This window comes from Alkalispirochaeta alkalica DSM 8900 (genome assembly GCF_000373545.1).
In the GTDB taxonomy this organism is placed as follows: domain Bacteria; phylum Spirochaetota; class Spirochaetia; order DSM-27196; family Alkalispirochaetaceae; genus Alkalispirochaeta; species Alkalispirochaeta alkalica.
Genome location: NZ_KB891692.1, coordinates 31156 through 56605 on the forward strand (window position 1 = coordinate 31156; position 25450 = coordinate 56605).

The 25450-nt window shown below is 62.7% G+C and carries 21 protein-coding genes; 12 read left to right on the top strand and 9 right to left on the bottom strand.

The features are described from left to right. Positions 1-123: 123 nt before the first annotated feature. Entirely contained in the window at positions 124-1419 is a 1296-nt protein-coding gene (gene eno / locus B071_RS0101690) for a phosphopyruvate hydratase (RefSeq protein WP_018525371.1), read from the bottom strand. Between the two features lie 170 nt (positions 1420-1589). Here eno and proS point away from each other — a divergent pair, with 170 nt between their 5' ends. Together proS and B071_RS0101700 are read left to right on the top strand one after the other, a co-directional pair. Beyond that, a complete protein-coding gene (proS, locus tag B071_RS15295; protein ID WP_018525372.1) occupies positions 1590-3311 on the top strand; it encodes a proline--tRNA ligase in 1722 nt (573 codons plus the stop codon). 37 nt (positions 3312-3348) lie between these two features. Further along, on the top strand, positions 3349-4314 hold the full coding sequence (locus B071_RS0101700) for a GNAT family N-acetyltransferase (protein ID WP_438829525.1): 966 nt from the start codon (positions 3349-3351) through the stop codon (positions 4312-4314). Between the two features lie 1047 nt (positions 4315-5361). On the opposite strand, the gene B071_RS0101710 is transcribed toward B071_RS0101700, so the two are convergent. After that, the gene (locus tag B071_RS0101710; protein ID WP_018525375.1) at positions 5362-6219 is read right to left on the bottom strand and encodes a glycogen-binding domain-containing protein; all 858 of its coding nucleotides are present in this window, start codon (positions 6217-6219) and stop codon (positions 5362-5364) included. Positions 6220-6337: 118 nt separating this feature from the next. Between B071_RS0101710 and flcA the strand changes: the two genes are divergently transcribed. After that, entirely contained in the window at positions 6338-9925 is a 3588-nt protein-coding gene (gene flcA / locus B071_RS20405) for a periplasmic flagellar collar protein FlcA (RefSeq protein WP_018525376.1), read from the top strand. Positions 9926-9953: 28 nt separating this feature from the next. On the opposite strand, the gene B071_RS18110 is transcribed toward flcA, so the two are convergent. Next, complete coding sequence (locus B071_RS18110) at positions 9954-11030, bottom strand: succinylglutamate desuccinylase/aspartoacylase domain-containing protein (protein ID WP_018525377.1); 1077 nt, start codon at positions 11028-11030, stop codon at positions 9954-9956. Between the two features lie 239 nt (positions 11031-11269). Here B071_RS18110 and B071_RS15310 point away from each other — a divergent pair, with 239 nt between their 5' ends. The 7 genes from B071_RS15310 to B071_RS0101760 all read left to right on the top strand — a co-directional run bounded on the left by B071_RS15310 (position 11270) and on the right by B071_RS0101760 (position 16822). Then, positions 11270-11764, top strand: coding sequence for a SoxR reducing system RseC family protein (locus B071_RS15310; protein ID WP_018525379.1), 495 nt, complete (start codon positions 11270-11272; stop codon positions 11762-11764). A gap of 125 nt (positions 11765-11889) precedes the next feature. Then, positions 11890-12639, top strand: coding sequence for an RnfABCDGE type electron transport complex subunit B (locus B071_RS0101735; protein WP_438829526.1), 750 nt, complete (start codon positions 11890-11892; stop codon positions 12637-12639). 30 nt (positions 12640-12669) lie between these two features. Beyond that, positions 12670-14049 carry an electron transport complex subunit RsxC gene (rsxC, locus tag B071_RS0101740; RefSeq protein WP_018525381.1) on the top strand — a complete coding sequence of 460 codons (1380 nt, stop codon included), beginning with the start codon at positions 12670-12672 and terminating at the stop codon, positions 14047-14049. Beyond that, entirely contained in the window at positions 14046-15056 is a 1011-nt protein-coding gene (locus B071_RS0101745; protein ID WP_018525382.1) for an RnfABCDGE type electron transport complex subunit D, read from the top strand. The genes rsxC and B071_RS0101745 overlap by 4 nt, the downstream gene beginning before the upstream one ends. Before the next feature lie 26 nt (positions 15057-15082). Next, positions 15083-15619, top strand: coding sequence for an RnfABCDGE type electron transport complex subunit G (locus B071_RS0101750; protein ID WP_438829527.1), 537 nt, complete (start codon positions 15083-15085; stop codon positions 15617-15619). Next, positions 15616-16239 carry an electron transport complex subunit RsxE gene (gene rsxE / locus B071_RS0101755; protein ID WP_018525384.1) on the top strand — a complete coding sequence of 208 codons (624 nt, stop codon included), beginning with the start codon at positions 15616-15618 and terminating at the stop codon, positions 16237-16239. Before B071_RS0101750 ends, rsxE begins: the two co-directional genes overlap by 4 nt. A gap of 10 nt (positions 16240-16249) precedes the next feature. After that, positions 16250-16822: an electron transport complex protein RnfA gene (locus B071_RS0101760; RefSeq protein ID WP_018525385.1), complete on the top strand. Its 573-nt coding sequence runs from the start codon at positions 16250-16252 to the stop codon at positions 16820-16822. 124 nt (positions 16823-16946) lie between these two features. Here the strand turns inward: B071_RS0101760 and B071_RS0101765 are convergent, their stop codons facing one another. Both B071_RS0101765 and B071_RS0101770 read right to left on the bottom strand, forming a co-directional pair. Then, positions 16947-17921, bottom strand: coding sequence for a dihydroorotate dehydrogenase-like protein (locus B071_RS0101765; RefSeq protein WP_018525386.1), 975 nt, complete (start codon positions 17919-17921; stop codon positions 16947-16949). Between the two features lie 62 nt (positions 17922-17983). After that, positions 17984-19018: an Ldh family oxidoreductase gene (locus B071_RS0101770; protein ID WP_018525387.1), complete on the bottom strand. Its 1035-nt coding sequence runs from the start codon at positions 19016-19018 to the stop codon at positions 17984-17986. A 77-nt stretch (positions 19019-19095) separates the two neighbouring features. On the opposite strand from B071_RS0101770, the gene trxB reads away from it, so the two are divergent. Continuing rightward, a complete protein-coding gene (gene trxB / locus B071_RS0101775; protein WP_018525388.1) occupies positions 19096-20112 on the top strand; it encodes a thioredoxin-disulfide reductase in 1017 nt (338 codons plus the stop codon). Between the two features lie 102 nt (positions 20113-20214). Here trxB and B071_RS0101780 read toward each other — a convergent pair whose 3' ends face one another. Further along, positions 20215-21039: an HD domain-containing protein gene (locus tag B071_RS0101780; RefSeq protein WP_040587025.1), complete on the bottom strand. Its 825-nt coding sequence runs from the start codon at positions 21037-21039 to the stop codon at positions 20215-20217. On the opposite strand from B071_RS0101780, the gene B071_RS0101785 reads away from it, so the two are divergent. Next, positions 21038-22951, top strand: coding sequence for a MinD/ParA family ATP-binding protein (locus B071_RS0101785; RefSeq protein WP_157702975.1), 1914 nt, complete (start codon positions 21038-21040; stop codon positions 22949-22951). The two genes, B071_RS0101780 and B071_RS0101785, sit on opposite strands and share 2 nt — an antisense overlap. Here B071_RS0101785 and B071_RS0101790 read toward each other — a convergent pair. From B071_RS0101790 to B071_RS0101800, 3 genes are all read right to left on the bottom strand, one after another. Next, positions 22932-23504, bottom strand: coding sequence for a LemA family protein (locus tag B071_RS0101790; protein ID WP_018525391.1), 573 nt, complete (start codon positions 23502-23504; stop codon positions 22932-22934). The genes B071_RS0101785 and B071_RS0101790 overlap by 20 nt on opposite strands. Positions 23505-23594: 90 nt before the next feature. Beyond that, positions 23595-24491, bottom strand: a complete 897-nt coding sequence (locus B071_RS15315) for a TPM domain-containing protein (RefSeq protein WP_018525392.1) — start codon at positions 24489-24491, stop codon at positions 23595-23597. Next, complete coding sequence (locus B071_RS0101800; RefSeq protein ID WP_018525393.1) at positions 24488-25225, bottom strand: nucleotidyltransferase domain-containing protein; 738 nt, start codon at positions 25223-25225, stop codon at positions 24488-24490. Before B071_RS0101800 ends, B071_RS15315 begins: the two co-directional genes overlap by 4 nt. Positions 25226-25450: the final 225 nt, after the last annotated feature.

A 25450-nucleotide genomic window follows, 5' to 3' on the forward strand; every position in this document is an offset into this window, starting at 1 on the left:
TCCCCGCGTAACCTTCCGTGCCCTGCCGGGCTTGAACTACCAGAAAAAAACAGGACAAAAAAAGAGCACGGAACCACCGTTCCGTGCTCTGTGCCTCGGGCCCCCTTCAGATGGGGGTGGGCCCTAGCGTTTGATGGAGTTGAAGGTCTTCATGCCGGGGTACTCGGCGGTGCGGTCCAGCATCTCCTCGATCCGCATGAGCTGGTTGTATTTTGCCAGCCTGTCGCTGCGGGAGAGGGAGCCCGTCTTGATCTGTCCCGTCTCCAGGGCGACCACGAGATCGGCAATGAAGCTGTCCTCGGTCTCGCCACTGCGGTGGCTCACCACAGCGGTGTAACCGGCGCGCTTGGCCATATCTACAGCCTCGAAGGTCTCCGTGAGCGTTCCGATCTGGTTTACCTTGATCAGGATGCTGTTGGCGATGCCCTTCTCGATACCCATGCTCAGGCGCTTGGTGTTGGTCACGAAGAGGTCGTCACCCACGAGCTGCACCCGGTCTCCGATCTTGTCGGTAAGGATCTTCCAGCCCTCCCAGTCGTTCTCGTCAAGGCCGTCCTCGATGGAGATGATGGGGTACTTCCCGGCCCAGTCGGCCCAGTAGCTGGCCATTTCCTCGCTGGAAAGCTCGCGGCCGTCGCTCTTCTTGAAGACGTACTTCTTTTTGGCTGCATCGTAGAACTCGCTGGCGGCGGGGTCCAGGGCGATCATGATGTCCTCGCCGGGAGCGTACCCTGCGGCCTCGATCGCCTTCAGGATAACCTGAACGGCCTCCTCGTTGCTCTTGAGGTTGGGGGCAAACCCGCCCTCGTCGCCCACGGAGGTGCTGTACCCGGCGTCGTGGAGGATCTTTTTGAGGTTATGGAAGACCTCGGTGATCATGCGAACACCGGTGCGGAGGCTGTCGGCACCGACGGGCATCACCATGAACTCCTGAAAATCCACGGAGTTGTCGGCGTGGGAACCGCCGTTGATGATGTTCGCCATGGGAACGGGGAGAACCGTGGAGTGATACGCTCCCAGGTACTTGAAGAGAGGCAGACCCAGGTGATCCGCTGCAGCGCGGGCCACGGCCATGGAGACACCCAGGATCGCGTTCGCACCCAGACGGGCCTTGTTGTCCGTACCGTCCAGCTCGATCATGGTGCGGTCAACCTCGACCTGGTCCAGGGCGTCAAGACCCTCAACCTCTTCGGCAATCTCGCCGTTCACGTTCTCGATCGCCTTCAGAACACCCTTGCCCATGAAGCGGCTCTTGTCGCCATCGCGAAGCTCCACCGCTTCGTGCTCACCCGTGGATGCTCCCGAGGGTACCGCAGCGCGGCCCATGGAGCCGTCTTCCAGGTATACGTCTACCTCGATCGTGGGGTTTCCCCGGGAATCGAGAATCTCGCGGGCTTCTACTGTTTCTATCATGCTCATAGGTTCTCTCCTGATTTTTTGTGTGCTACCAAGACTATGGAGAGGTCCGGCCTTCCGTGTCAAGGTTAAAGCCGGGGTTATGCGGACGAGCTGCCCCCGGAAGCCTGTGCAGGCAACACGGGAAAAGTGACGGTTGCCCCGGGGGCTTCATTGGCCTACAATTTCCGCACATGCTGTACTCAAGGCAATTTACCAAGACGGTTCTCTCCGTTCCCAAGGATGTTCATACTCCCGGGTACCGTTACCTGCTCCAGGCCGGTTACATCCGCTCTCTCGGTCCGGGCCTCTTCTCCTACACCCCTCTGGGGATGCGGGTGCTCCGGAAGATTCAGGAGATCATCCGGGAGGAGATGGAACTTCTGGGAGGGCAGGAGGTCCTGACACCCCTGGTGAACCCCCGGGATATCTGGGTCTCCAGCGGACGCGATGGTCTGATCGAGCAGGAGATGGTTCGCTTCAACGACAGAAGCGGACGGCGGCTGGTCCTGGCCCCCACCCACGAGGAGGCCATGGTAGAGCTGGTTCGGCAGGGGGTTCGAAGTTACCGGGACCTGCCGGTTTTTCTGTACCAGTTTCAGACCAAGTTCCGCGACGAAGCCCGGGTCCGCAGCGGCCTCGTCCGAACCCGGGAGTTTCTCATGAAGGACGCCTACTCCTTTCACCGCAGTTTCACCGACCTGAACGGCTTCTTTCCCAAGGTCTTTGCCGTGTACCAGCGCATCTTCTCGCGCTGTCAGGTCCCGGTGATCGCCGCCCAGGCCGGTGTCGGCTACATGGGAGGGGAGCGGAGCTACGAGTTTCTCATGCCCTGCGAGAGCGGTGACGATGATCTGATCCAGTGCGATTCCTGCGGCTACGCGGCGAACGGCGATGTGGCCTGCGGGGACGTGGACAGCTACCAGGAGCCGCCCTTGCCCATGGAACCAGTGGTACCCCCCGAGGGGAAAACGCTGCGCACCCTGAACGGACTGCGTCAGGNCNTGGATATCCCCCGGGATCGTCTGGTAAAGGCCATGCTCTACCGCACCCACACCGGCCTCGTCATGGCCGTTATCCGGGGTGATCACCAGGTGAGCCAGGAGAAACTGAACCAGGTGATTGTCGAGCCGATTCTTGGTCCCGCCGACACCAGGGACCTGGCAGGGATCGGCGTCTCCGGNCCCTGGCTTTCCCCGCTGGATCTCCCCGAGGAGGCCCAGAAGGAGCTTTCCATCGTGGTGGACGAGAATCTCGCTGCGGGGTGCAACCTCTTTGCCGGGAGCAACTCACCCGGCGCGTCTTACCGCAACGTGAACTTCGGCCGGGATTTCGGNGCCGATCATGTGGCCGATATCATCCGGACTCCCGAGGGCGCCCAGTGCCGCCACTGCCTGGAGGGGATATTGCGTCGCGTCAGGGCGGTGGAGCTGGGCAATATTTTTCGCCTCGGTACCTACTACACCGCTGCGATGAACCTCTCCGTGCGCAACGAACGGGGCCGGCAGATCCACCCCCATATGGGNTGCTACGGGATCGGCCTGGGGCGGCTCATGACGGCGATCGTCGAGGCGAATCACGACGATCGGGGGATCATCTGGCCCTCCGAGGTTGCNCCCTTCTCGGTGTACCTCATGTCGATCGGGAAATCTCTCTCCGTTCGGGGCCTCGCCGAGGAGCTCTACCAGGAGCTTCAGGGGATCACCCTCTACGACGACCGCTACGAATCGATCAGCCACAAGCTGAAGGACGCCGATCTTCTCGGGATACCCATTCGGGTGGTAGTATCGCGGGAGTCCGTCACGGANGGGGTAATAGAGGTGGCGCTCCGGTCCGGCACGGAGCCCCTGCGGGTTCCCCGGGAGGAGATCGTAGCCACCGTGCGATCACTGCTATCGGAGGAAAGCCGTGTTTGAACTGACCGACGAGCTGGTGCGGCAGATTATCTTTGCCATGGAGAATCAGAATATCCACTACATGCTGGACACGGAGCTGGGCGTGCTGGTCCGGGANGAACTGGTCCCTCCCGGCGAACGGCCACCGGNAGANGAGGANCTCCTCGACCCGGCCTTCCGCTACCAGCCCCTTCCCGGCTGGACCAGCGCCGACGGATTCTATCTCATGGAGCGTTTTCTCAGCGAGTTGCACAACCCCGTGGCGNGGAACGCGCTCCAGGAGATTCTGCTCAGCGGGAAGCGGGTCTTCCGGCGCTTCAAGGACACGATCCGGGAATACCCCGAGGTGGAACGGCGCTACTACCGCTTCAAGTTTGTGGAGATGCGGCGCTACGTTCGGGAATGGTACTCCCAGCTCGTGGAGCTGGCCGGCCTGGATCCCCTGGAGCTGGGCGCCGACCAGGAGCTGGATGACCTGGTGCTCTCCGATATCTCCCTGGTCTCGCTGGATCAGGGCCAGCGTCGGAAGCTTTCCCCGCTCCTTCTCTCCCTGGACGGGGAGGCCTTTGCCGAGGCCTATCCGGACCTCCCCGAGGACCTGCGCCGATACCTGCAACGGAACCGGTTCGGTCTCTTTTCGGGAGACCCCGGGTGCGATAAGGCCCTGATCTTTGGTGCCTGGACGCCCCGGGAAACGCTCTGCGGCTTCCTCTGGCTCTTTGCAGAATCGCTGGAGAGTACGTCTCGGGGGAATGAATCGTCGGAAGGAGAATCACCGGCGGCAAAATCACCGGAAGGAAGGTCTCTGATCTGGGAGCTGCATCAGCTCTACGTCTACCCTGAGCACCGGGGGCTGGGGGTCGCCTCGGCGCTTCTGGATTTTGCCACCCGTCAGGCCAGAGCCGGCGGGGTCTCCCATCTGATCTCCCGGCTTCCCGGCACGGAGACGCTCCAGAAAGCGCTCCTGCGCCGGGTCGAGGGAGAACCTCTCAGGCGGGACCACCTGGTGCCTCTCACCCCCTGACCCCATAGCGGGGCCTGGCGGGGATGTACCAGCGCTAGGGGGTTGCGCCGGGGAATTCGATGCTGGTGGGTTGAACGCCCTTCTCGGCAAGCCCCTTGAGCGCTCCCGAGCGGGTCTCCTCGGCCTGGAGGTGGAGCTTCTCGAACTCCTTCTCGATAGCCTTTGTCACGGCCCGCTTGGCCTCGTCGCCCCCCTCAGGGATCTCCTGGCGGGCGGCCTCGCGGAACTCCCTGGTACTGGTTACGGGGCTCACGTTATAGACCATCACGTCCGTTCCGGGAATATCCTGATCCATCGTTCCCGAGGGATTCACGCGCAGGGTGTTCCCGGCGATTCCCACCATCACCATGTGGTCAAAGCCCTTGATGTAGGAATCCGTCTCCAGGAGGATCTCCTTCGTCTGGGGCTGGCCCGGGCGGTAGCGCGTTCCTGCAGGAAAAAGCAGGACCATGTGGCCCGAGTTCTTGAGGCGAATCATCTCCCGAAGGGCGCTCCGGTTGATGCTGCGGCTCCAGTTCCGGGCCTCGTCGTATTTCGGGGTTCCCTCGAGGGCGGCCAGGGAGCGGGCCGGGTAAATTACGAGGCGCGTGTAGGCCTCGGTGAAGGCCAGGACGAAGCGGCTCTCCTCGTTGAGCTTTGCCCCGGCCATGGCCACGATCGAATCCAGGACCTCCGTGCCCTGATCGTAGTTCTGGGCCAGGTAAAAAAAGCAGGGGATATCAAAGTTGCTGTAGTGCTCCAGAAGCAGAATGCAGGACTCGCCCTTCCGGGCCCGTTCAAAGAGATCCAGCAGGTTCTCGTAGCCCGTGATCCGGCTCCCGGGGAGCACCAGTTTGGAGATGATCTGCTCNACCAGAACGCGGTTGGATATATTGGCTGGCTGAAAGACGCAGTCCGGGTTCACCGCCTGCTGCTGCCGTGAATTGCGGATCAGCTGCTCCGTAATTTTCTTGAATTGCTCATCAATCTGAATCATTGTTACTCCCACCCTCGATTAAATGTTTCAATCGTAACTACAAATACAGTAGACCCGGCTCCCGTTGGTTGTCAACGCGCTTGTGTGCCGTGGCGGAGGCTGTTCCGGTTCGATGGGGGGGGGACCCTCACCGTTGAGACCAGGGTGCCGTGCTGCCGGTCCCGGGCGTAGTTGCGGTGAAAGGGATCAAGCACGCGCTCGCCGTCCACCATGAAGTAATAATAGTGTTCTCCCGGCGGAAGAGGCAGCCGAACCGAGTAAAAAGCGGGGTTCTCCGGGTCCTGCCTGAGGGGGTGCCGGAAGGGGTCCCAGCCGGAGAAGCTCCCCGTCAGGGTGATCCGGGGTTCGTGGAAAGCCGAGACGCTGATCTGCCGTTGCGTCACCGTCTGGAGGGTTGGTGATATGCGGTGATCGAAGGAGAAGCGAAAGGTCACCGTTCCGTCGGGGTGAAAGCGGGGAGACTCCTCGCGGTAGAGAGGCTGTTCGGGCAAATCCACCTGCCCCAGAGTGACCCCCCTCGAATCGCTTCGCCTCCGGGGGGCATGCGGATCGGCCAGCCAGACTCCGTCCACGATGAGCCGGTACTCCAGCATATCCTGGCCCCGGGAATAGGGAACGGCCAGATAGAAGAGATCGGATCGGCCGGGACGAGCCCGGGCGGTGAAGGTGTGCTTTCTCTCGAAGTTTTCGTGGGCGAAGGCGATCGCCACATGCCGGGCGTACTCTCTCTGTTCGTAGGTAAAGACAACAAAATCATCCAGGACCCGGGGAGGACCCGCCTCGGTGATTCCCGCGACGCGGAGAAAGGAATCGATCGAGAGCAGGTGCTGTTCCCCCGCCAGGGCGGTGCTCCAGGGAGGGAGGTCCCGGAAAAAGGGAGCTGATCCCTGGGAAAAAAGAAGAACCAGGACAAACGAAAGAGCTTTCATGTGTTACTCTCTATCGGTATTTTCTCCTCTCCTCTTGATTCTTCGGCGGGGGAACCTCCAATGGGGAAATCCCCGCTTGAAAGAGGGGAGAAACAGGCCGAAAAGGTATCCAGGAACTATGCCGTCAATCGAGCGAATCGAAGAGTTTCACGCGTCTCTCGCACAGTTAGGCAACGAACCGGAGATAGCCGCGCGCCGGGAGGAGATGATCGAGCCGCCTCCCCGGCCCGAGTCCGCCCTGGACGACGACCTTTCGGCGCTCCTGGACGATGCCCCGGAAGACAGCGACGCCTTCGCCCGCACCCAGGAGGAGCAGGCGCAGGAGGACGAGCTCCAGGATACCTCGGCGCTACTGGCTAACCTGGACAGTCTCCTCGATGACCCCGGTGAGGACGAGCCCGGGGGGGAGGGTGATTCCGGAGCGCTCTTGTCCGGGGACGAGGACGATCCCTTCGCCGCCGTGGATTTTGGTGACGACGACCTTTCCCTTCCCTCCGATTTTTCCTTCGGTGACGATGATGCTGATATTGAGGGGGACACTGAGGCTGACGGTGACTCTGGCGATCTCGACGGTCTTGCCGGTTCTGATCCCGGGGGGGGGCTCCCCGAAGCCGATGAAGATTTCCCGTCTCCCGACCAGGATGACCCCTTCGGGGATGATTTTTTTGGTGGCTCCGACCCTTCCGACGATTCCCCCGGCGATGATGACCTGGACCTGGATTCCTTCGATTTTGCTGAACCTGTTGAGACGGCGGAGGCCGGTGCGGAAGCAGATGCCGGTGCAGAAGCAGAGGCTGAGACATCGCCGGATTTCGAAGCTCCCGGGGCGGATACTGGTGAAGACCTGGAAGATCTCCAGGATCCGGGAGACCTGGAAGAGCTGGGAGATCTGGAAGACCTGTCAGACGACTTCGGAAGCGAAGAGCTCTTCGACAACAGCGACCTCTCCGGCACAGAGCCCTCGGAGACTCCCGAGGGCGACGACCCCTTTAGGGACGACGACTTTTTCGCCAGCGATGATTTCTCTGCCGGGGATGATCTCTCCGCCAGCGATGCTGGATTCAGCGACGACGATCTCTTCGCCGACGACGGTGAGTTTGGCGGAGATCTCCCGGCAGGGGATGATTTCTCCGCCAGCGATGATCTCTCCAGGGATGACCAGGAGCCTTCCCCGGAATCGGAAGAGCTCGATCCGGAGCTGGAGGCCCTCTCCCAGGCCGCGCTGGGCGATGACCCCCTCACGGGTGGTGATGACGACCCCTTTGCAGACTTGCAGGACCTCGATGTGGGGGACACCTTCGATGACGGCTTCGGGTCTCAGCTGGACGCCGAGTTCGGTGATCTCCTGACACCGGAGGAGGCGGGAAGCGACACCGGAAGCTCCGGGGCGGAATCGCCGGGAGCGGATCTGCCGGACGTGGACGCCGACGATCTGAGCGACGATCCCTTCGCCGACGACGATGATCCCTTCGAGCTCCCCTCGGTAGACGATGATCTGAGCAGTCTCTCCGACGAAGGGTTCAGCCTGGGGGATTTCGGCGAAGAGTTTGATATCGACGAGGACTCCATCGACGAGTTCGCCGGACTCGAGGTGGACGACCAAGCTCTGGGGGAGGAGGGGGAAAGCCTCGAGGCTGCACCCTCGGCCCTGAAGGACCGACAGTTCACGGACCAGGAGTTTTCGGCGATCCAGAAGACCCTGAATACCCTCCCCCTGAACGTGCGAATCGCCGCAGAAGAGGCGATCGGATCGGGCAAAGGCTCCGCCCAGGCCGTGGAGGCCCTGCTGGACGGCCTGATCCAGGGTGAGAGCGCCCTGGTCCTGGCCGAGCGCGTCTCCGATATAACGGGCAAGACCCTCACCGTTCCCAAGGGGTACCAGAAGCTCACCGGTGCCGCCTTCGAGGCCTACCGGAGGTCTCTGCGCTACCGCCTCGTTCACGTGATCCTGCCCCTGGTGCGGGTGGCCGCCCTGGGTATCGTGGCGGCTCTGGTCCTGGGATTTCTTGTGCATCGCTTTGTCTACCGACCGGTTCACGCCGGGATCCTCTATCGCCAGGGCTACGCCCACGGTCAGGAAGACCGCTTTCACCAGGCCAACGAGACCTTCNTCCGCGCCTGGGAANTGCGGCCCCGGCGGATCTGGTTTCTCCGTTACGCCCGGCTCTACACGGAGAAACGCCAGTACGATCTGGCCGTGGAAAAATACGACCAGCTTGTCTTCGGCATGGACGACCAGGACCGGGCCTTCCTCCGGGGAATGGCCTCCCGGGGCCGTCTGGGCGAGGTCGTNACCGTAGACTCCCGGGGTCGGGGCAAAACGGTCCATGATTTTCTCCGGGTAGATCGCGAGGCGATCCTGGAGCACGCTGCCCTGCAGTCGGAGGTTCTTGCCAACTACGAGCGGGCCGACGAACTCTATGCTATTCTGCTTCATGGCGATGATTTCGACTACGACGGTCTGATGGGGCGGGGGGACAACGCCCTGCGCTGGGCCAGGGAGGATTCCCGCCAGTACGAGCGGGCCCGGCTGGCCTACGCCGATCTTCTGGCACACTACGGCGACACGGACCCCATNCTCATGCGGTTCCTGCGATACTTTGTCAGGACCGACAACCTGGAACGGGTGCGCGAGGTGATTCACATCTTCGAGGTCCANTCTCCCCGGGCCGAGATCGAGCCCCGGATCTACGCCGAGGCAGCGGGGTATCTGCTGGACAAGGGGATTCGCTCCGATGTGCGGTCCATGCTGGTTCGAGCTCTGGGAGTTGACCGGAACACCCCGGAAATTCATTACCATATGGCGCGGTACGCCCGGGAAATGCAGGCCCCCCTGGACGAGCGCCGGGCCCTGGATAACGCCCGAATCACCTTTGCCGCCGCCGAACCCCTCTCCCGGGAACGGTTGCGCCAGCAGATCGATACGGACATCCGAAGCGCCGAGTACTGGTTCGTCCGTGACGAATTGCTCAAGACCGTGGCCGATTCCGATGCAGCCCTGGAACGCTACCAGGACGCCCTCGATGCGGGGCTTCTGCTCCCGAAACCCGACCTGGCGCGGGTCTTCGCCGTGCGCGCCGATGTGGAATACTNCGCCTCGGGAGATCTCGAGCGGGCCCTGCGGCTCTACGATCGTGCTGCCTCCCAGGGGTATCGGCCCGATGAGCTGGAGTTCAAGCGGGGGTTCATCAACTACGAGATGGAGCGCTTCGACAGGGCTATGGAGCAGTTTCTGGCGATCGGCTCGGGCAACGCCCTGGAAGGGGTCGACAATGTCCTCTTTGCCCGGGGGAATACCCTGTTTCAGCGGGGAAACTACGTGGCAGCCGAGGCCACCTACCGCAGCCTNTTGCGCCGCCTCCTGATGCGCCGNGACCGGATTCAGACCCTCCTGGTGGAGGAAGACTCGGCCCACCGGGGGNTGATAGAGNATCTCTACCGGGTCAAGAACAACCTGGGCGTTGCCCTGCACCGCCAGACCGAGCGGAGTCTTCCTGCCGGGGACCTGCAATCCCAGGCTCTGGTCTTTCTCCAGGAGTCGGCGGAGATCGCCGAGAACTACCTTCGGGATTCGGCCACGGGAGAGCGGGCCCTGGCGAGAAACCTGGCCTACCTCAATATCCGGGAAATTCTGAACCCCTCGGAAGACTTCAGGCCCCAGATCTTCCGGCGTCTGCCCCGGGACATGGAGCAGATTCTCTTCTAGGAGGCTGCCCGAGAGCAGCCTGTCGGATTCAGGGGCCCCTCAGGTCGGGTGGTACCAGGGGGAGGATCTGTTCCTCGGTGAGGGTGAAGGCCGTGTGCTTCTCGTAGTAGGAAGCCTCGTTGATGAAGACCGGCCTGAGCCCCGCAGACCCCTCGTAGGGAATGGTGTGGCCCTGAAAATCCAGAAAGAGGGGAGCTCCCGGCGTCAGGGGCTGAAAATCCCGGCCCTGGAACTCGGGGTGAATCATGGCGGTGATCCTCCCCCGGTGATCGCGGGGGTAGTCCTGATCCCCGGTGAAGCGGTAAACGGTGATTGTCCCCGGGAGTTNCAGGGGTTCGTCCNTGTTCCAGCGGTCTACCGTGGCAANCAGGGNGTTTACAATCCGCTCGTTCATAATCTGGATGTCTCCCCGAAGGGTGCCNTGGGCGATCGGGCCGATCTCGACCTCGATTCCCGAGGAGGTGATCTCGGCGAGGTAGGGGTAGTCTCCGGGCCGGTGTGACGCCCCGGGCCCCCCGCCACCAGGTATTTTATCTCCCTGTGTCCCCGTTCCCGGTTTTTCGGCTCCCGTGGTCTCCCCGGTGGGCGTGCCCTCCCGGGGTGCAAAGTAGCTCAGAATCCGCAGGTGCGGGATCTCGGCCTGGACCGCTGCCGCCAGCAGCCGGGCAAAGAGATCCTCCTCGTTGATAATGACCGTGGGCCCCAGTTCGGCCGTGGTGGTGTGAAGATCTATCAGAAGCTGGCAGGCGGGGTCGGCNGATCCCTTGGGGCCGAAGCGGCGGTTCAGNACCTCNGCCCGCTGGCGCTCGTAGTCGGACCAGTCCCTGCAGAGGTCCTCCGCGCCAAAGCAGCGGTTCAGATCGAAGTCGANGTACCGCCGGTTGCGCTCTGCCGCCCCGGGGTTGGCGATCAGCGGGATCAGCTGAAAGGTCTCGGCAGCTGTCGCCCCGGGGAGGGGGCCCGGCAGCGGTGAGAGGGCCGGGAACTGCTCCTGCCGCCTGCGCACGCAGGTGATTCCCGTGAGTTCGTTGCCGTGAGTTCCTCCGCAGAGGGCCGCCGAGGTTACCACGAAGGAAGAGAGCAGGTGATGATCGGAGCGTCTCATGAATATGATTCTGGCCCAACTTCCGTACAATGACAACGACTTTCGNATAGTGACAAGGTGCTTTCGCACGGTGCAGGCCCGACCGCTGCTGTNCCTGCAATAATTTTTGAACTGCAATAAAGAATTAATCACATTTAATTGTGCGCTAAATTGTGATTTATCGTGAAACCCGTTGCAAAAACATCGATTAGCCCGTTATAATCGCGCCACACAAGAGTCGATCCCGACCGGGGAAATCTATGGATATACAAGAACGGGGCTGTCGTGAGGTATCGCGGCAGGGAGTGGTGGCCGCCGTGCGGGGCGCCGTGGCCGATGTAGAGATTCTTCAACGCAGCGCCTGCGCCGGGTGCCACGTCAAGGCCCTCTGCGCCGCCGGTGAGTCGGCGGTGAAGACCGTGCAGGTTGCGAATCAGGGGAATTTGCGCCCGGGCATGACCGTCCGGGTCTCTCTGGAAGAGAGAATCGGCTGGATCGGGGTGGCCGTGGGCTTTGTGATTCCCCTTGTGCTGGTTGTAACGGTGCTCTTTTCCCTGACCCGGGTGGTGCCCCGGGAGGAGTTTGCCGGGTTGGGTGCGGTGGCCTCGCTGGTCCCCTATTACGCTCTTGTCTACGCGTTTCGTGGGTTTTTTGCCCGGATCGTTCGTTTTCGGGTTTCCGAGGTGGACTCCGGTGAGGAGGAGCAGCGAGGTGGTGCTCCATTCCATATCGTGCGGAAGGAAGGTACGTCGTGAGCCAGATGATTCTCTTTTCGGTACTTACTCTTGGTGCCGTGGCCGCGCTCTTTGCAACAATTCTATACGTGATCTCGCGTGTATTTGCTGTGGAGGAGGACCCGCGGGTGGCCGAGGTGGGCGAGATGCTCCCCGGTGTGAACTGTGGTGCCTGTGGNTTTCCCGGGTGTTCAGGCATGGCAGATGCGCTGGTTGCGGCTGCCGACAAGGGNGATATCTCCCATATGACCTGTCCTCCCGGGGGCGCCGAGACGATGACCAGGATCGGGGCCTATTTCGGGCTCGAGGTGGGGGCCGCCAAGGCCACCGTGGCGGTTCTTCGTTGCGGGGGAACCCGGGAGTGCGCGCCTCCCAAGACCAGCTACGACGGGCCCCGGAGTTGTNTGATCGCCCACAGCACCTTTTCCGGTGAAAGCGGGTGTCCCTTCGGGTGTCTTGGCTACGGTGACTGTGATGTGGTCTGTCCCTTCGACGCGATCACCATGAACGCCGTGACGGGTCTGCCCGAGGTTGACCAGGAACTCTGCACCAGCTGCGGGGCCTGCGTGAAGGCCTGCCCCCGAAGTCTCTTCGAGATTCGCCCCGTGGGGCGCCGGGACCGGCGGGTCTGGATCAACTGTCGCAACCACGAACCGGCTCTGGTGGCAAAGAAAAATTGCTCCGTGGCCTGTATCGGGTGCGGAAAGTGCAAGAAGGTCTGCGATTCCGTGGTCCAGGCGATCACCCTGGAGAAGAATCTCGCCTTCATCGATTCCGATAAATGTATTGCCTGCGGAAAGTGCGTTGCGGTGTGCCCCACCAGGGCGATCGCTGCCACCTTCGATCCCCCCAAACCCAAGCCCGCGAAGGCAGAGACCGAGCCCTCCTCCACCTGATGGAGGGGGCTCTGCAGTGAAGGAGCGAACATGTCCAGAGTCAAGACCTTTTCTGTCGGCGGGGTTCATCCTCCGGCGAACAAGCTGACGGGTCACATGGCGATTACGGAGCTTCCCCCTCCGGCCACAGTGATGATTCCCCTGAGTCAGCACATCGGGAAGCCCGCCGAGGTGGTGGTGGAGCGCGGTGCCCAGGTGCGTGTGGGAACCCTCCTGGCCAAAGCGAGTGGCTTCATTTCTGCTGCTGTTCATTCCTCGGTTTCGGGGAAGATAAAGAAGATCGATACCGTTATAGACGCCCAGGGGCACCGCCGCGATGCCCTGGTGATCGCCGTCGAGGGCGACGAATGGGACGAGGCGGTGGATACATCGCCCGATCTGGTGGAGGAGATCTCCATGGATCGGGGAGCGATCGTCTCCCGGATCAGCGAGGCCGGTATCGTCGGTGCCGGCGGGGCAACCTTCCCCACGGCGGTGAAGTTCTCCATCCCCGAGGGGCGCACCGTGGATACCCTCCTCATTAACGGGGTGGAGTGCGAGCCCTACCTCACGGCCGATCACCGGATGATGCTGGAACAGGCCGACGAGCTGATCGTGGGNATTCGTCTCCTGATGCAGGCCTCGGGGGCCGCCAGGACCATCATCGGGATCGAGGTGAACAAGCCCGATGCGATCGAGTTGCTGGAAAAACGCATCAAGGAGAAAGCCGCAGCCGGGAAGATTCCCGAGGGCTTTGTCTCGGTGGTGGCCCTGAAAGAGCAGTATCCCCAGGGTGGGGAGAAACAGCTCATCGAGGCCGCCACGGGGCGCGAGGTTCCCAGCGGAAAGCTTCCCCTGGACGTGAACTGCGTTGTAAGCAACGTGGGGACGGCCATCGCGGTATATCAGGCGGTTCAGAAAAACCGGCCCTTTATCGACCGGGTTGTGACCGTCACCGGCAAGGAGCTCGTTGCCGGCGGTGGCGGGGGGAACTTCCGGGTTCGCCTGGGAACCCCCCTGCGGGANCTGGTAGCTGCGGCCGGAGGGGTCCCCGAGGGAACGGGAAAGATCGTCATGGGGGGGCCCATGACAGGCCGTGCCGTGACAAGCCTGGACGTGCCCGTCACCAAGGGATCGGGAGGGCTCATCATGCTCCCCGCTGCCGAGGCGCGGCGTCTGGCGGTTTGTGCCTGTATCCGCTGTTCCCGGTGCGTCACGGCGTGCCCCATGGGGCTCGAGCCCTATCTGCTGGAAAAACTCGTCCAGCGGGACCGCTTCGAAGCGGCGGAACAGGAAGGAATCATGGATTGTATCGAATGCGGCAGCTGCAACTTTGACTGTCCCTCCAACCGGCCGATTCTGGACTGGTTGCGTCTGGGCAAGGGCAAGGTAGGCGAGTTGCGACGCGCACGAGTGAGGGGGAACCAGTGAGTACGCAGGCTACAGACCCCAAGGGGCTGATCATCGCACTCCCGCCCCACGAGCGGGCAAACCAGTCGGTGGCGCGGATCATGTGGACCGTGGCGCTGGCGCTGGTACCGACAACGCTGGCGGGGGTGTGGTTTTACGGAATTCGGGCGGTGATCGTTACCGCCGTGGCTGTTCTCGCGTCGGTGGCCGTGGAGCACCTGATCGTGCGCTACGTCTTCAAGCGGGAGACCACCACCGTTACCGATGGCTCTGCCGTCGTGACGGGGCTGTTGCTGGCCTTTAACGTTCCCGCCAGCATTCCGCTCTGGCAGATCGTCATCGGAGCGCTCGTGGCGATCGGTATCGGGAAGATGGCCTTCGGCGGGATCGGAAACAATCCCTTCAACCCCGCCCTGGTGGGGCGCGCCTTCATGCTGATCAGCTTCCCCGTGGAGATGAACACCTGGCCCGTTCCCGGAGCGGCGCGGCTGAGTCTCGATCTTTCGGCTGTTACGGGGGCTACACCCCTGGGGCTGGTGAAGGACCCGGGTTCGGCGGGGCTCGCCGGCGTGGAGCTCCCCTCCTATCTTGACCTCTTCATCGGAAATATCGGGGGGTGTATCGGCGAGGTGAGCGCCCTGGCGGTTATTCTGGGGGGGCTCTTTCTGGTCTGGCGCGGCTACGTGCCCTGGCAGATGCCCCTGGTTTTTCTGGCCGGGATCTCCCTGGTCACGGGAATCGCCTGGGTTGTCGATCCCGGTGTGTATATCGATCCGCTCTACCACGTTCTTGCCGGGGGTGCCATGCTCGGTGCCTGGTTCATGGTGACCGATATGGCCACATCGCCCATGTCTCTCGCCGGGAGNATCATCTTTGCTGCCTCGGCGGGGGTGCTCACGGGGATTATCCGCCTCTTTGGGGGGTTCCCCGAGGGAGTGAGCTACTCNATCCTCATCATGAACGCCCTGGTTCCGGTGATTGACCGGCACGTGAAACCCCGGAAGTTCGGGTACGGAGGTGGGAAATGAAGAAACTGGAATCGACCCTTCCGAACATGTTCATCGTACTGACCCTGATCGCCCTGGTCTCGGCCTCGGCCCTGGCCGTGACGAACTTCAAGACNGCTCCCATTCTGGAGGAGCTGGCCAGNCAGCGGCGGATCCAGGCCGTTGCCCAGGTGGTCCCCGATTTCGACAACGCTCCCACGGAGGAGTCCTTTTTCTCTGCCGACGATCCCGCGATNGAGATCTTCCCCGCCACCCTGGGNGGGGAGCCCGTGGGGTACGCCGTGCAGTCGATCTCGAATAACGCCTATTCCGGTTCCATCGAGCTCATGGTGGGCTTCGANCGGGAGGGTGCAGTGACGGGGCTGAGCATCCTTCGCCATCAGGAGACGCCCGGCCTGGGGGCCCGGATCACCGAGGAGGAGTTTCGCTCCGGCTTTGTGGGGCTGCGGCCCGCCGATCAGCCCGTGGCGGTAACGGGCGATGGAGGCACGGTGGACGCCATAACGGCAGCCACGATCAGCACCAGGGCTGTGACCGAGGCTGTTCAGCGCGGGTGGAAGGCCCTCGAGGGAGGTATCCGGTGAGCGACATAAACATGAAAAAAGAGTTCTTCAAGGGATTTCTCAAGGAGAACCCCGTCTTCGTTCTGCTTCTGGGAATGTGTCCCACCCTGGGTGTCACCTCCAGCGCCATAAACGGTCTGGGTATGGGGCTGGCCACCACGGCGGTACTTCTGGGGAGCAACGTGGTGGTGGCGCTGGTGAAAAACCTGATTCCCGACAAGGTGCGAATCCCCGCCTTCATTGTGATCATCGCCAGCTTTGTTACGATCATCGATCTCACCATGGCGGCCTTCCTTCCCCCGCTTCACGAGCAGTTGGGTCTGTTTATTCCCCTGATCGTGGTGAACTGCGTCATTCTGGGGCGGGCCGAGGCCTTCGCCAGCAAGAATGGTCTGGTTGTGTCGGTGGTGGACGCCTTCGGAATGGGGTTCGGCTTTACCTTTGCCCTGACCCTTCTGGGGGCGGCCCGGGAGATACTGGGCGCCGGAGCGCTTTTCGGTCTTCCCGTGCCTTTTCTGAGTGACAATCCGATTCTTCTCTTCGTGATGCCTCCCGGGGCGTTTCTGGCCCTGGGATTCCTGATCGCGGCCGTGGAAGCGGTGCGGAAAAAAGCAGCCGCCGTATCGGCGAGCAGAGCCTAGGGGGACAGCTATGGACTATATGGTAATAATTATTGGGGCGGTCCTGGTGAACAACATCGTCCTCTCGCAGTTTCTCGGGATATGTCCCTTTCTGGGGGTGAGTTCCCGGGTCTCTACGGCCGTGGGGATGGGAGCTGCCGTCATCTTTGTCATGACCATGGCGACGATCGCCACCTTTCTGATCCAGACCATGATTCTGGAGCCCCTGGGGCTGGTCTTCCTCCAGACGGTCTCGTTCATTCTGGTGATCGCCAGCCTTGTGCAGCTCGTAGAGATCGTGCTGAAAAAGGTAAGTCCCGCGCTCTACCAGGCGCTGGGGGTTTTCCTGCCCCTGATCACCACGAACTGTGCCATCCTCGGTGTGGCGATCATCGTGGTTGGTCAGGGCTATACCCTGGGACAGGGCGTGGTGTACGCGATCGGAAGTTCCCTGGGTTTTGTGCTGGCCCTCTACGTCTTTGCCGGGCTCCGGGAAAAGATGGATCTCCTGGATATTCCCAAGGCGATGCGGGGAGCACCCATCTCCCTGGTCACGGCGGGGCTTCTTGCCCTGGCCTTTGGGGGCTTCGCCGGTCTGGTCTAGCCCCGGTGATCCGGTCCCGGTATCCAGGCCGGGAAGCGCTGTACTTCCTGCGATTCCTGCAGGCAAAAAAAAGCCCTCCTTCGGGAGGGCTTTTTTTGCGTCTGCCCCCGGCGGGGCACCGTGCCTACTCGTGGCCTACCAGGGCCTTGATGTACTGCAGCCGCTCGAAGGCTTCGGGGGTGGAGCTCTTCTTCTGGCTGAGCTTTCCCCGGAACTGGCTGATCTCGGAGTAGCCGTGGCGGTCCATCCAGGAGGCGATCTCGTCGCGCATGGTGGTGAGGTGGCTGTACTGGTTCTGATAGAGGGCCGAGCAGACCTGGGCTACCTCTGCGCCCGCCAGGAGCGCTTTCACCGCATCGGCTCCGCTGTGAATGCCCCCGTTGGCGGCGAGCTGGGCCTCGGTCTTTCCGTAGGTGACGGTAAGCCACCGGAGCGTCAGCGCCAGATCCGCGGGAATGCTCAGGGGNGATCCGCTCTGGAGCCGGAGATTCTCGATATCGATGTCGAGCTGGTAAAAGCGGTTGAAGAGAACCACCGCCTGGGCTCCGGCCCAGCGAAGGCGGTCCACCAGAGCGGGAATAGAGGTAAAGTGCTGGCCTATCTTTACGGCCAGGGGAAGGTCCACCCGGGCCCGAACGGCCTCGACGGTGCGAACATAGAAATCCAGGATCTCCTGCTCGGTATTTTTGTAGTCGTAGGGCATGAGGGAGATGTTGAGCTCCAGGGCGTCTGCCCCGGCCCGGGCGATCTCGGCCACGTGGTCTTCCCACCAGTTGCGGGTCACGGCGTTGATGCTGGCGATCACGGGAATCTTCACGGAGGATTTGGCCTCGCGGATTACCCGGGTGTAGGCCTGAATNCCCGCATCGGTCTCGAGTTCCCGGATGTAGTCAACCGCTTCGGTGTGCTCGGTGCCCCCCGATTCATCGTCGATATGAGCCTGGATCTCTTCCTCNAAGAGAGATTTCAGGACAACCGCTCCTGCCCCGGCTGCCTCGCATTGTTTCACCTGTTCCGCTGTGCGGGTGAGCCCGGAACTCGATACAACCAGGGGGTTTTCGAGCTGGAGTCCCATATACTGTACGCGTAGATCGGCCATGTCGCTTCCTTCAGATAATGGATAATTTGTTATATATTAGTCCCTCTGCTCCGGGGTGTCAATTATCCCGGGAGAATCGGGGCATCCCGGGAGCATCGGGAAATCGTTCCCGGAAGCGCTACCTCCAGCTCCCTGCTCCAGCGCTCCAGCTCCAGCCAGGCCTCTTCCCTGATGTGGATCTGTTCCTGCGGGCGGTCCTGACGCCCGGGTGCGCCGGGAAGTCGATGCCCCCGGGCGGCCATCTGCTCTTCCAGGGTTTTGACCCCCCGGGAGAACGAATCGGGCCGGGCGGGATCGGGGGCGATGGCGATAACGGTCTGGCTGTGGCTGTTGATTCCCCCCGGACGCTGGATCGCCGTGGTGGTTTCCCCCCCCGCCAGAACGGCNGTGAGGACTTCCTGCATCAACGCCAGGCCGAACCCCTTGTGTTCCCCGATGGGGCGCAGCCGCCACCCCTCCAGCGCCTCGGCGGGATCTGTGGTGGGGGTTGCATCGGGCCCCAGGGCCCAGTGGGGCGGGATCGTTTCTCCCCTGCGGCAGAGTGAATGGAGGTGGCCGATGGAGCTGTAGGCCAGGCAGGAATCGAAGAGAAGGGGGGGGCCCCCGGGAGCGCCGAACCCCAGGGGGTTATTCCCGATGATCGCCTCGGTTCCCCCGGGACCGGTCATGGTGGGGTCGGTGTTGCTCAGGACCAGCACCAGGGCACCCCTCTCGGCACCGCGCTGCACGTAGGGATAGGCTGCCAGGAAGTGATTGCTCCGGCGTACCGTGGCAAGGCCGATTCCCCGGGATTCGGCCCGTTCCAGGGCCACTTCCAGAGCGTGGCTGCAGCAGAGTTCCCCCGGGCCCCCGTCGCCGTCGAAGGCCAGGAGAGCCGGTTCGTCCCTCAGGATGGTAAAGGAGGGGGCCGGGTTGATCCGGCCCGAGCGGAGGAGTTCCAGCCGGTGGGGCAGATCGTGAATATCGTGGTGTCCCAGGCCGCGCAGGGAGGCGCGAACAAAGATGTCGGCCACCGTCCCTGCCCGGGAGAGGTCCATCCCCAGGGCCTGAAGGAGGCCCGTGATCCAGGGGCGCAGGGACTGTTCGTGGATATACATAGTCCGGGACTGTATCACGTCTTGCGAAGCTGTTCGACCCTGTTGATCGGCTGCGAATATTTCCCTACCTTACGTGTATGGCACATTCTTTCAAGGTGGAGGCTCTGGGGGATCTCAAGACAGATTCCCCGACCACGGAGAGCGATCAGGAACGGGTTGAAAGGGTTATCATCGCAGGATCGGGACCGGCTGCGCATACCGCAGCGATTTATGCCGCCAGGGCCGATCTGGAACCGCTCCTGTTCGAGGGGTTTATGGCGGGCGGGGTGGCTGCAGGAGGGCAGCTGACCACCACCACGGAGGTGGAAAACTTTCCCGGCTTNCCCCGGGGTATTACGGGGCCGGAGCTCATGGGGGCCATGCGCGAACAAAGTTCCAACCTGGGAACGCGAATCAGAACGGAAACGGTCCAGGAGGTGGATCTCTCGCAGCGGCCCTTTCTGGTTCGCACAGCCGCTGGTACCCACCGGTCCGAAACCCTGATCATTGCCACGGGCGCCACGGCGCGTCGTCTGGGGGTGCCGGGAGAGGACCAGTACTGGCAGCGAGGGGTCTCGGCCTGCGCTGTCTGCGACGGTGCGCTGCCCCTTTTCCGCGACAAACCGCTGGTGGTGATCGGCGGNGGCGATTCTGCCTGTGAAGAAGCTTCCTATCTGGCGAAGTTTGGCAGTTCTGTCACCATGCTGGTGCGACGCGATGTTCTGCGCGCCTCCCGGGCCATGCAGAAACGTGTTCTTGAACACCCCCGGATCACGGTCCTGTGGAATACCAACGCCCAGGAGCTTCAGGGGGACGGGAAACTGCTCTCGGGAGTACTGGTGCGGAACAATCAGACCGGGGAATCCCGGGTTCTGCCCGCCAGCGGCCTCTTCTATGCCGTGGGGCACGAACCGAATACGGCCTTCCTGAAGGGGCAGGTGGAGCTGGACGAGACGGGGTATATCATCACCCGGGGGAGGTCCATGGCCACCAGCGTTCCCGGTGTTTTTGCCTGCGGCGATGTCCAGGACAAGACCTTTCGCCAGGCCATAACCGCTGCCGGAACGGGGTGCATGGCTGCCCTGGAAGCGGAACGGTACCTGGCCGACCAGTAGAACGCGCTCAGAACGCCCGCCGGGGCCTGGCTTCGCCCGGCCAGCCTGGGCAGGCAAGGCCGGGTAGTTCGGTCAGGCTGGCTGGAGTCCCGGGCAGCCCCGCTACAGATAGCGGCGGGGCGTCTCGCCGATGATCCCCGCCGTGAGCTCGATATGATCCCGGGCGGGGCTCACCGAGAGCTTCGGGAAGAGCACCTCCTCAACCTGGAAAAATCCCACCGACTGGGTCATCTCTATCTCGATACGAATCGGTTTCTCCCGACCCGCCGAGAGGGTGATCCGTTCCACGGCCGAGGAAGAATACTTGTGGATGTCCCCGACCCGGGCCTCGGTGTTGATCAGCAGGGGAATCCGCGCCCGGCCCTTCTCCATATCGCAGCCGTCGGCAATGAGAATGAGCCCCGCCTCCACGGAATGGATCCTGATCGTCCCCATGTGACCCACAATGCACTCCGTGATGAGCGACCGAAGCATCACGTGGCGCGCCACATCGTCGGGGCAGTAGAGGTTCAGATAACGGTCCACGATGGGCCTGCCCAACTCGGTGCTGTAGCGCTCGTGGTCCTGGCGGGTCACGGACATTCCGATATCGTGGAGAAGCCCCGCCGTGAAGAGGGCGAAGACGCTGTCCTCGAAGGAGCCGATTCCTTCCTGCTCCAGACTCATGGGGATCCCCGCCTCCTTCAGCAGCCCGGCAAAGGTCAGGGCGTTCCTCACGACCTTCCGCATATGCACCGGCCCGTGGTCGTTGAAGCCGAGCCGGCGGATGCTGACAACGTTGGCGTAATCCTGGAGCGCCTTGATTTCCTCGTCCTGGAGCATCCTTTGGGCGATGGTGGTCAGGGAAGGGGGGACCAGCTCCAGAATGCGCCGGTCCAGACTGGATTCCTTGGGAGACTTTCCAGCGGGTCGTATTTCGTCGCTCATGCCACAAATGTACCGATCTTCTCCCTTCTGGTCCATGGCAATTCTGGGCCGGGGCCAGGGAGGGTATTCCTGTCTCGCTCGCGCCGGGGGCCGAACTGAGTCCTTCTCCCGATCGGCTCTCATGGATCGGCCTCTGCGCTCCGATACAAGGAAAATGGACGCAGACCTTCTCAGGGAGCTTCGCCAGCGGAGCATTGCTATAGGATCGGGAAAGGGAGGGGTAGGGAAGTCCACCACGGCCCTGAACATCGCCCTGCTCCTGGCACGGAAACAGTTTCGGGTGGGGCTGGTGGATCTGGACCCTCTCTCGAACGTGGCGGTCATTCTGGACCTCCCCGAGGGCGCCCTCGCGCCGGTTCTCTCCGGCCACGATGCCCGGGGAAATCTGGATTCCTTTGTCTTCTCCTACACAGAGTACCTCGATCTGGTCTTTCCCCATCCCGGGTCGGCCAAGGACAAACTCTTTGCCCGTTTCGCCCGGGATCTGGTAGGGGCCTACGACCTTCTCATCTACGACATGCCGGCGGGAATCAGCGTGGAGGAAAACCTGGGATTTCTTCCCTCCACGGGATCACTCCTGCTGGTTACCAACGCCGAACCCACGGCCCACGTCTCGGCCGGAGGGTATCTGCGGAGCGTCTTCGAGATCGTACCCGACCTTCCCGTGATGATCTGGCACAACCGCTACCAGCCCGCCGGGGAGAGTGGTTTTGACCCCCGGGCCGTGGCGGCCAACTACAACAGATACGTGGAGCCGGAGCTGCAGATAACCCGGGATGAGCAGGCCCGTCTGCGGAACGTGGCGTTTGTCCCCTCCGACCCTGCCCTGAACCTTCTGCAGACCGAGCTCGATCCGGCCGTAACCATTCTGGGTAAACTGCGGGAGCTCTTTTCCCTCATCCTGGACCAGCAGGTGCGGGACCGGGTATCGCTTGTTCCCGCCGGAGCCAGGAGCCGGGATCTGATCGCCTATTACGTGAGCCGGAACGCTATCCCCGACGACACGACCCGGGCCGTGCAGGATCTGGATTCCTTCCTCCTGGGGCTTCTTCGGGGGAGCACCCGCGAGGCTGTCCGCTCCCTTCTGGCGGGTCTGGACGGGAACGGCGGGGCGGGAGACTCACCGTACCGCATCCTTTCCGAACCCCAGGCCCGGGCGGTGGGAACCGTTCTGGATGCACTTCGCCGCAGCGAACTTCATCAGGAGCTCCTCAGGGTTCTGCGGATTCTTGACGAGGCCATCACGGCGATCGTGGAACGGTCGCGGGGCTTTCTCCCGGCGGGCTCCCTGGACCACAGCCGCATTGTTCGCGGCGCCGTCCCCCGTCTCCTGCGCCTGCTGGCCCAGGAGGCGGACCATCTTCCCGCCTTCTCCCGCAACGCCGCATCGGTTGCGCTCTTCCTGATCGCTGCCGAGAAGGAGTTCGAAGACCCCGAGACGAGGACCCTCCTGCTTCGTCTGGTGCCGGAGCGGCGCACCTCCCGGGGAGAATCCCGGCGTGACCGGTATCGCCAGATCCTGCGGCTCCTGAGTCGGGACAATCATTACCACACCCTCTTCTTCCAGGTGGTAAAGGCAATTTTCCCCGGCATTACCCGGCGCATTTCCTCCCTGAACCAGCAATTCACCCTGGGCCCCCTGCTCCTGCGGGACGATCAGGGCGCGATCAACGCCCCGGCCTACGTGAAACTCAGCACCCACCTGCTCCACGACACGGTGAACGCCGGACTCGGGGTATCGATCAGCGCCACCTACAACGCCGCAAGCCAGGCGATCCGCCGGGGTGTGGAGGAAATTCTTCAGGCCCGGGGGCAGGTTCCTGCCCGGCCCGGCGCAGGAACCCGCCGGGAGGAGAAGATCTCCCCCGCGGCGTCGGTGGCTTCTGCCGGGATCAGTTCTGCTGGAAATTAACCTGGGGAACGGTGCGGGCGCTCTCGCTGATCTCGAAATAATCGCGCTGGCCCAGGCCGAACCGGGGCGCCAGCATGGAGGCGGGGAAGGTCCTGATCTGCGTGTTGAACCGGCGGACCGCCTCGTTGTAGCGGTTCCGGGCCACGGCGATGCGGTTTTCCGTTCCCGCCAGCTCATCCTGGAGCCTGATAAAGCTCTGGTTTGACTGAAGCTGGGGGTAGTTTTCCACCACCACCAGAAGGCGGCTCAGGGCGCCCTGGAGTTCCTGGTAGTGCTCTGCTGTCTCGCTTACCGTAGACGCTCCAGCCAGGCGGGCCCGAGCCTGGGCGATATCGGAGAAAACCTCCCGCTCGTGCCCGGCGACACCCTGCACCGTTGCCACCAGGTTGGGGATCAGATCGCTTCGCCGCTGAAGCTGGTTATCCACCTCGGACCAGGCCGCCGATACCGTCTCGTCGGCCGCGATCAGGCGGTTTCGCTGGCTGATCATCCAGCCCGATACAACGAGAATCACCACCAGGATGATCAAAATCTTCTTTGTCTGTTCCGTCATCGCGTTCACAGGAACTCCTTTGTTCATGGATATGTTGTTCATGGGGACACGGCTCATCGGGGCAGGTGCGGCCCCGACGGGGCCGAACGATCAGAACCCCCGGGAGGCGCCACCACCGCCGAAGCCGCCACCACCGAATCCGCCGAAGCCCCCGCCCCCGCGGAATCCTCCGCCGAAGCTGCTACCGTGGAAGGAACTGCGGTGCTGATAACCCCGGTACTGGCTGCCGAAGCCACCGCCGTAGAACCCCCGGCGAAACCGGCCAAAGACCAGGGGCCAGAAGATGAACCGACCTCCGCCAAAGAGGAAGAACACCAGCACCAGCACCAGAATCTGCCCCGCTTCGTTCCCTCCCGAGGCTGGCGCAGGGGCCCTCTCGGGAGGTCTCGCCGTGGATGCCCCGGCATCGGAGAGGTCCACCCCCGTTTCCTGGCCGATGATACCCGCCAGGACCCTGGTTGCGTCCAGGAACCCCTCGCCGTAGCGTCCGCGCTGGAAGGCCGGAACCAGGACCTGGTCGATTATCGCGCCGGCCCGTCCGTCAGGGAGGATTCCCTCGAGGCCGTAGCCCACTTCCAGGCGTATCTGTCGTTCCTGCACGGCCAGAATCAGAATCACCCCGCGATCGGACCCGGCCCCCCCCACGCCCCAGGCGTCGGCCAGGGCGATTCCCAGATCCCCCACGGTGGCGAACCCCAGATCTCCGAAGCTCTTCACCGTTACCAGGGCGATCTCTGCATCGGTCCGGTCCGCCACGGCCCGGGCGATCTGCTCTATCTGCCGGGCTGTATCCCCGGGAATAACCCCGGCAAAGTCGCTCACGTACCCCTTGGGCGAGGGGAGAGAATCCCGAACCTGAGCCCCCAGGACCGGCCCCCCCGGGAGGAATCCGCCCCCCGGGAACACCAGGGAGAGGAGGATCCAGGAAAGCAGCCCCAGGAGTCGCGCGGACAGGGAGGGTGCAACCCGTCTCCCGCCGATGTTCATCCGTCACCTCCCGATTCCAGCGTGCTCCGCAGGGAGTCCACGTATTGCGAGAGATCCGAGAGGCGCTGGTCCAGCTCCCAGCTCAGCGCCACGGGATCGATCGATGAATTATCCCGTAGTTCCAGGAGCTTTCGGAAGGGCCCCGGTTCCAGCTTGTAGAGGCGGTTCACCGCATCGATCAGCTCCCGGGGTTGCCCCGGAATCGTCTCCTCGCCGGCGAGCCGCACCAGCCCCCGAAAGACCGCCGCCAGGGGGCCGAACCAGTCCAGCAGCTGGGCCCGCACGATCCGCTTGCGTCCCCGGGCCGCCAGCACCATCTGGCGCAGCGAGACCAGGTTGCCCCGGAGCTGGTGCTCCAGCTGGTGGCGCAGGTTTCTGTCCTGGAGATTCAGAGCTGCCGTGGGGTCCTCGCCAAAGATCGTCCGGTGGGTCTGGCGGATATCGGCGTACTCCAGGGGGAACACATCGGCCGAGGAGAGGAACTCCGTCCTGGTAAGGATCAGGGGAGTGATTCGCCGGGACCGGAGGAAGCGGCGGGCCTCGCCTCCGAAGCGCTGGATCTGGGCCCCGTCGGGCCGGTTCAGCAGGATCAGGGCGTTGATGTCGGAGACGCCCCTCTGAAAGGTGCCGCGCACATAGCTTCCGTAGAGGGTGACCGAATCCAGATTATCTCCGAAGGAGGAGGTGAGCCGCTGGGTCAGGGCCTCTTCCATTTCGTGCTGTCTTGTTTCCATGGCCTAAAGATGACTCATGAAGGCTCCGTTGGCAAGTGATCTGCTGTCACCTGATGGAGTGGCGTGCAATCCCCCGTCGCGAAATCTGGCTGGGAAGCAACCCCATGGAAAAATTTCCTGCCCCGGGGTAATCAGGGGGGATAAAATGTACTATCCTCGACAGGGGAGGCCCGAGGGAAAGCTCCGGGATCGCCCGAATCACGACGATGCAGGAACAGGCACCAT

Bases quoted from the DNA above. Each gene is read 5' to 3' on its own strand.
- eno (WP_018525371.1), bottom strand. From the start codon at position 1,419: ATGAGCATGATAGAAACAGTAGAAGCCCGCGAGATTCTCGATTCCCGG.
- B071_RS0101710 (WP_018525375.1), bottom strand. From the start codon at position 6,219: ATGAAAGCTCTTTCGTTTGTCCTGGTTCTTCTTTTTTCCCAGGGATCA.
- B071_RS15310 (WP_018525379.1), top strand. From the start codon at position 11,270: ATGGATATACAAGAACGGGGCTGTCGTGAGGTATCGCGGCAGGGAGTG.
- B071_RS0101760 (WP_018525385.1), top strand. From the start codon at position 16,250: ATGGACTATATGGTAATAATTATTGGGGCGGTCCTGGTGAACAACATC.
- B071_RS0101785 (WP_157702975.1), top strand. From the start codon at position 21,038: ATGCCACAAATGTACCGATCTTCTCCCTTCTGGTCCATGGCAATTCTG.
- B071_RS0101780 (WP_040587025.1), bottom strand. From the start codon at position 21,039: ATGAGCGACGAAATACGACCCGCTGGAAAGTCTCCCAAGGAATCCAGT.
- B071_RS0101790 (WP_018525391.1), bottom strand. From the start codon at position 23,504: ATGACGGAACAGACAAAGAAGATTTTGATCATCCTGGTGGTGATTCTC.
- B071_RS15315 (WP_018525392.1), bottom strand. From the start codon at position 24,491: ATGAACATCGGCGGGAGACGGGTTGCACCCTCCCTGTCCGCGCGACTC.
- B071_RS0101800 (WP_018525393.1), bottom strand. From the start codon at position 25,225: ATGGAAACAAGACAGCACGAAATGGAAGAGGCCCTGACCCAGCGGCTC.